We start from the raw sequence: 5,916 nt of genomic DNA on the forward strand, positions 1-5,916 counted from the left end.
GGGTGAGGCGCCCTCTGTCGTCTACCACTCGAAGACGAGAAAGACTTACGTCGACGACACCGCCGGCTTCCGGCCGTAGATCGCATCCGCCCGCTTCTCGAACGCGGCCGACATGCGCGCGAAAATCGTGTCGAACATCGAGCCCATCAGCATCGCCAGCATGCGGCTCTTGAACTCATAGGCGATGAAGAACGTCACCTCGCAGGCGCCCTCGCCTGTTGGCTCGAAGCTCCAGCGGTTTTCGAGGCTCGAGAACGGCCCGCTGACATATTCGACCAGGATGTGGCGCTTGGCGCGATCGAGCGTGACGCGGCTGGTGAAGGTCTCCTTCACCAGCTTGAACGACACCGTCATGTCGGCGACGACGACCTCGGTGCCATCAGGCTTCGGGTTGCGCTGGCGCACCACCAGCCGCTCGCACAGCGGCACGAATTCAGGGTAGCGCTCGACATCGGCGACGAGGTCGAACATCTGCTCGGCCGTGTGCGGCACGCGCCGCTTGTTGGAAAATCTCGGCATCTCGTCTCGCTCAGCGCGCGAGCGCGTCGCGCGCGGCCTTCAGCTTGGTAAAGTCCTCGCCGGCGTGGTGCGAGGAGCGCGTCAGCGGGCTCGCCGACACCATCAGGAAACCCTTGGTGTAGGCGACGGTCTCGTAGTTGGAGAACTCCTCCGGCGTGACGAAGCTCATCACGGCATGGTGCTTCTTGGTCGGCTGCAGGTACTGCCCGATGGTGAGGAAATCGACCTCGGCGGAACGCAGATCGTCCATCACCTGCAGCACCTCGTGGCGCTGCTCGCCGAGGCCGACCATGATCCCGGACTTGGTGAAGATGGTCGGATCGATCTCCTTGACCCGCTGCAGCAGCCGGATCGAGTGGAAGTAGCGCGCGCCAGGACGCACCGACAGATAGCGCGACGGGACGGTCTCGAGATTGTGGTTGAACACATCGGGCTTGGCGGCGACGACCAGTTCCAGCGCGCCGTCCTTGCGCAGGAAGTCGGGCGTCAGCACCTCGATCGTGGTGGTCGCGCACTTCGCGCGGATGGCGCGGATCGTCGCGGCAATGTGGGCGGCGCCGCCATCGGCAAGATCATCGCGGTCGACCGATGTGACGACGACATGGGCAAGGCCGAGCTTGAAGGTCGCCTCGGCGACGTGCTCGGGCTCACCGGCATCGAGCGCGGCGGGCATGCCGGTCTTGACGTTGCAGAAGGCGCAGGCCCGCGTGCAGGTGTCGCCCATGATCATGAAGGTGGCGTGCTTCTTGTCCCAGCACTCGCCGATGTTCGGGCAGCCGGCCTCCTCGCACACCGTGACGAGGCCGTTCTCGCGGACGATGTTGCGGGTGTCGGCATAGCCGCGGGTGGTCGGCGCCTTGACGCGAATCCAGCTAGGCTTGGCCGGCGAGACCGAGTCCGGCCGGTTCACCTTCTCGGGATGGCGGGGGCGCAGCGGCGTGTTCGCGTTGATGTCGACGATGGTGACCATGGGACCTGCAAATCCTGTTGCGCCCTAGCTATTCCGTGCCGGGCTGCGCCGCAACCGGCTGGCCGAGGATACCAGGGCATGGCAGATATGGGCAGCGCCGGCGGGCGCTCATCCCGGCAGATTTTCTCGAGAATGGCACAAAAACCGGCAAAAACTCCCGGGGTTTCACGGTCTCCGGCCAGACGCGCCGGCAAGCGACTCACCCGGTCGTTCTTCGCACGCGACGTGCTCCAGGTGGCGCCGGAGCTGATCGGGGCGACGTTCCTGGTCGACGGCGTCGGCGGCGTGATCGTCGAGGTCGAGGCGTATCACCACACCGATCCGGCGGCGCATTCGTTCCGCGGACCGACGCCGCGCAACCAGGTGATGTTCGGCCCGCCCGGCTTTGCCTATGTCTATCGCTCCTACGGCATCCATTGGTGCATGAACTTCGTCTGCGAGCCGGAGGGCTCCGCGAGCGCGGTGCTGATCCGGGCGCTCGAGCCGACGCTCGGGATCGAAGAGATGAAGCGGCGGCGCGGGCTGAAGGATGTCCGGATGCTGTGCTCCGGGCCGGGCAAGCTGACGGAGGCGATGGGGGTGACCATCGCGCACAACGCGCTGGCGCTCGACGCTCCGCCGATCGAGCTGTTCGCGCGACCGGCCGATGTCGAAATCGTCACCGGAGTCCGCATCGGCATCACCAAGGCGGTCGAGAAGCCCTGGCGTTTCGGCCTGAAGGGCTCGCGCTTCCTGAGCAAGCCCTTCCCGCCGTCATCGCGAGGAGCGTAAGCGACGAAGCGATCCAGGGGCTGCGCGCGGGACGCTGGATTGCTTCGCTGCGCTCGCAATGACGCGGAGAGAGCGTCGTGTCAGACGCCCTGCAGCCGCGACAGCGCGTCCTGGAACTTGGCCTTGCGGGCCAGCGCCGCCTCGCGCTTCTCCTTCTCCTCCTCGACGAGCTCCTCGGGCGCGTTGGCAACGAACTTCTCGTTGCCGAGCTTCTTGTCGACGCGTTCGATGTCGGCCTCGGCCCTGGCGATTTCTTTTCCGAGGCGGGTGCGCTCGGCGGCGAGATCGACGACGCCCTTGAGCGGCAGCGCGGCCACCTCGCCGCGCACGACGAGCTGAGCTGAGCCTTCGGGCGCTGACTCGGCGAAGGTGATGTCCGACAGCCTGGCGAGGCGCTTGATCACCTCACTCCAGCGTGGCGCGCGCTGCTTGGTCTCGGCGGAGGCGCCGACGAGCGCGAGCGGCATCAGGGTCGCCGGCGGAATGTTCATCTCGGCGCGGACCGAACGGATCGCGGTGACGAGATCGACCACCCAGCCGATCTCGGCCTCGGCCGCTTCGTCCTTGAAGCTGGCGGCGTCGAACGACACCAGCACCGGCGGCACCAGCGGATCGCCGAAGCTGGCCGCCGACAGCGCGGCGATCTCGGCGACGGTGGGGGTATCGACGCGGTGCGGCCAGGGCGAGAGCGTGAGCAGGCTGTCGCGCTTGGCCGTGCTCTCCCACAGCGCCTCGGTGATGAAGGGCATGAACGGATGCAACAGCTTGAGGATCTCGTCGCGCGCCCAGGCGACCATCGCCTTGGTCTCGTCCTTCGCCGGCCCCTCTTCGCCCAGCAAGGTCGGCTTGGAGAGCTCGACATACCAGTCGCAATAGACGTCCCAGACGAAGCGGTAGATCGCGTTGGCCGCATCGTTGAAGCGATAGGCCTCCAGCGCCTCGGTCACCTCGCGCGTGGCGGCGGCCGCCTCATGGGCGATCCAGCGGTTCAGCGTCTCCTTGGCCGAAGCCGGATCGAAGCCTTCGGGCACCGTGCAGCCGTTCATCTCCGCGAAACGGCTGGCGTTCCAGAGCTTGTTGGCGAACTTGCGGTAGCCCTCGACGCGCTGCGTCGACAGCTTGATGTCGCGGCCCTGCGCGGCCATCGCGGCGAGCGTGAAGCGCAGCGCGTCGGCGCCGTGCTCGTCGATCAGCGCGAGCGGATCGATGACGTTGCCCTTCGACTTCGACATCTTGGCGCCCTTCTCGTCGCGGACGAGCGCGTGGATGTAGACGGTCGAGAACGGCACTTCCTTCATGAAGTGGATGCCCATCATCATCATGCGGGCGACCCAGAAGAAGATGATGTCGAAGCCGGTGACCAGCACGTTGGTCGGGTAATAGCGCTTCACCTCCGGCGTGTCGTCGGGCCAGCCGAGCGTCGAGAACGGCCACAGCGCCGAGGAGAACCAGGTGTCGAGCACGTCCTCGTCACGCGTGATGAAGCCCTCGCGCTTGTTGCGGTCGAGCGCCATCTCGCGGCCCTGCTCCGCCGTGATGACCTCCTGCTCGACGTAGTAGCCGATGGCGTGGCCGACGGCCTCCTCCTCCGTCTCGGCGACGAAGACCTTGCCGTCGGGACCATACCAGGCCGGGATCTGATGGCCCCACCACAGCTGGCGCGAGATGCACCAGGGCTGGATGTTCTCCATCCAGTCGAAATAGGTCTTCTCCCAGTTGCGCGGCACGAACGTCGTCGCGCCCGACTTGACCGCCGCGATCGCTGGCTGCGCCAGCGTCTTGGCGTCGACGTACCATTGGTCGGTCAGGAACGGCTCGATGACGACGCCGGAGCGGTCGCCATGCGGCACCATGTGCGTGTTGGGCTCGATGCGCTCGAGGAAGCCGAAGGCTTCCAGCCGCTCCAGGATCTTCTTGCGCGCGGCAAAACGCTCGACGCCGTGGAATTCCCTAGCGAACTCCTCGGAGCCCTCGGGCAGGCCGCGCAGATAGTCTTCGTTGTCGACCAGCGCGATGCAGCCCTCGCGGTCGAGGATGCTGATTTGCGGCAGGCCATGGCGGCGGCCGACCTCGAAGTCGTCGAAGTCGTGCGCCGGCGTGATCTTGACCGCGCCGGTGCCCTTCTCCGGGTCGGAATAGGTGTCGGCGACGATCGGGATCTCGCGCCCGACGAGCGGCAGGATCACGCGCTTGCCGACGAGGTGCTGATAACGCTCGTCATCCGGATGCACGGCGACGGCGCTATCACCGAGCATCGTCTCGGGACGCGTGGTCGCGACCACGATGAAGCTGGTCGGATCCTCGGGGCTGAACGTCTTGCCCTCGATCGGATAGCGCAGATACCAGAGGTTGCCCTTGACCTCGATCTGCTGGACCTCGAGGTCGGAGATCGCGGTGAGCAGCTTCGGGTCCCAGTTCACCAGCCGCTTGTCCTTGTAGATCAGGCCGGCGCGGTGCAGCTCGACGAACACCTTCACGACGGCCTTGGAGAGGCCCTCGTCCATGGTGAAGCGCTCGCGGCCCCAGTCACAGGAGGCGCCGAGGCGCTTCAGCTGGTTGATGATGGTGCCGCCGCTCTCGTCCTTCCACTGCCAGACGCGTTCGAGGAACTTCTCGCGGCCCATCTCGCGGCGGCCGGGCTGCTGGCGCTCCATCAGCTGGCGCTCGACGACCATCTGGGTGGCGATGCCCGCATGGTCGGTGCCTGGCTGCCACAGCACATCGCGGCCGCGCATGCGCTCGAACCGGCATAGGATGTCCTGCAGCGTGTTGTTGAGCGCGTGCCCCATGTGCAGCGAGCCGGTCACGTTCGGCGGCGGGATCACGATGGTGAAGGGATCGGCGTCGCGGCGATCCGGGCGGCCGGCGGAGAACGCGCGGGCGTCCTCCCAGACCAGGGACATGCGGCCTTCGAGGTCGGCGGGCTGATAATTCTTTTCGATCATGACATTTCCCAGCGGGCGCGAGGCCGGCCGTCCAATTCAAGGTGTCGCGGAACCTGTCCGGGTCTTGGCTCGCGACCTGAATAAGCTCACGCAAGCTGTTGGTGCTTGGGCTCTTTTTGGACTGATCGCCGGCCGGGACCGCGCTCGCGCGGAGCATTTCCCGATCCGCCCTGCCGGCATCAGCTCGAACGGGCTAAAAAGCCGCCGCAGGCCGCCAAGTCAACAGCGGCGGCAAAGATAGATGTTGGGCCGGACCGCTGCAGCCGGTCTTCTGGGAGCCTGACCGGGCAGCCCCGGCATTACCGGCCGCGTGAGACTCGCTCGATCTCCGCCTTGACGATCCGCTCGACCAGCGCCGGAAGATTGTCGTCGAGCCAGGATTTGAGCATCGGCCGCAGCATCTCCTTGACCAGATCCTCGAGCGTCCGGGCGTTATTGCTGAGTACGGTGTTGGCGAGCGCATTGAAGGCCGACTCGACGGCATTGACCGTCGAGGGCGCCATGATCGGCTGCCGCGGCGCAGCGTTCTCGAACGACGATTCGAAGCCCGCGCTCTTCTGGTTGAGGCGCCCGGATTCGATGAACTCGATGTCGTCCTGCGGGTCCACCTTGCGGAAGGATGCGGGCGCCGGCGCGGGAGGTGGGGCTGGAGCGGGAGAAGGTGGTGCCACGGCCATGTCGTCCGTCAACTCGAGTACTTCAGGTTCGGGC

5 protein-coding genes are annotated in these 5,916 nt (G+C 66.2%); 1 reads left to right on the forward strand and 4 read right to left on the reverse strand.

All coding sequences use genetic code 11. The features are described from left to right. Positions 1–45: 45 nt before the first annotated feature. Positions 46–519, reverse strand: coding sequence for a type II toxin-antitoxin system RatA family toxin (locus tag BRAO375_RS06430; RefSeq protein ID WP_009026650.1), 474 nt, complete (start codon positions 517–519; stop codon positions 46–48). A 10-nt stretch (positions 520–529) separates the two neighbouring features. Further along, positions 530–1,489, reverse strand: a complete 960-nt coding sequence (gene lipA, locus BRAO375_RS06435) for a lipoyl synthase (protein WP_009026651.1) — start codon at positions 1,487–1,489, stop codon at positions 530–532. Between the two features lie 132 nt (positions 1,490–1,621). On the opposite strand from lipA, the gene BRAO375_RS06440 reads away from it, so the two are divergent. Then, positions 1,622–2,260, forward strand: coding sequence for a DNA-3-methyladenine glycosylase (locus BRAO375_RS06440; RefSeq protein WP_035639265.1), 639 nt, complete (start codon positions 1,622–1,624; stop codon positions 2,258–2,260). Positions 2,261–2,340: 80 nt separating this feature from the next. Here BRAO375_RS06440 and BRAO375_RS06445 read toward each other — a convergent pair whose 3' ends face one another. Both BRAO375_RS06445 and BRAO375_RS06450 read right to left on the reverse strand, forming a co-directional pair. Next, positions 2,341–5,205 (reverse strand): valine--tRNA ligase, encoded by a 2,865-nt coding sequence (locus BRAO375_RS06445; protein WP_009026653.1) that lies wholly within the window; start codon positions 5,203–5,205, stop codon positions 2,341–2,343. 299 nt (positions 5,206–5,504) lie between these two features. Continuing rightward, on the reverse strand, positions 5,505–5,916 hold a 412-nt coding region (locus BRAO375_RS06450; protein ID WP_035639268.1), incomplete at its 5' end, for a PopZ family protein.

This window comes from Bradyrhizobium sp. ORS 375 (genome assembly GCF_000239775.1).
Classification (GTDB): Bacteria; Pseudomonadota; Alphaproteobacteria; order Rhizobiales; family Xanthobacteraceae; genus Bradyrhizobium.

Excerpts from the sequence above, each read along its gene's own strand:
- lipA (WP_009026651.1), bottom strand. The coding sequence starts at position 1,489 with ATGGTCACCATCGTCGACATCAACGCGAACACGCCGCTGCGCCCCCGC.
- BRAO375_RS06430 (WP_009026650.1), bottom strand. The coding sequence starts at position 519 with ATGCCGAGATTTTCCAACAAGCGGCGCGTGCCGCACACGGCCGAGCAG.
- BRAO375_RS06440 (WP_035639265.1), top strand. The coding sequence starts at position 1,622 with ATGGCACAAAAACCGGCAAAAACTCCCGGGGTTTCACGGTCTCCGGCC.
- BRAO375_RS06445 (WP_009026653.1), bottom strand. The coding sequence starts at position 5,205 with ATGATCGAAAAGAATTATCAGCCCGCCGACCTCGAAGGCCGCATGTCC.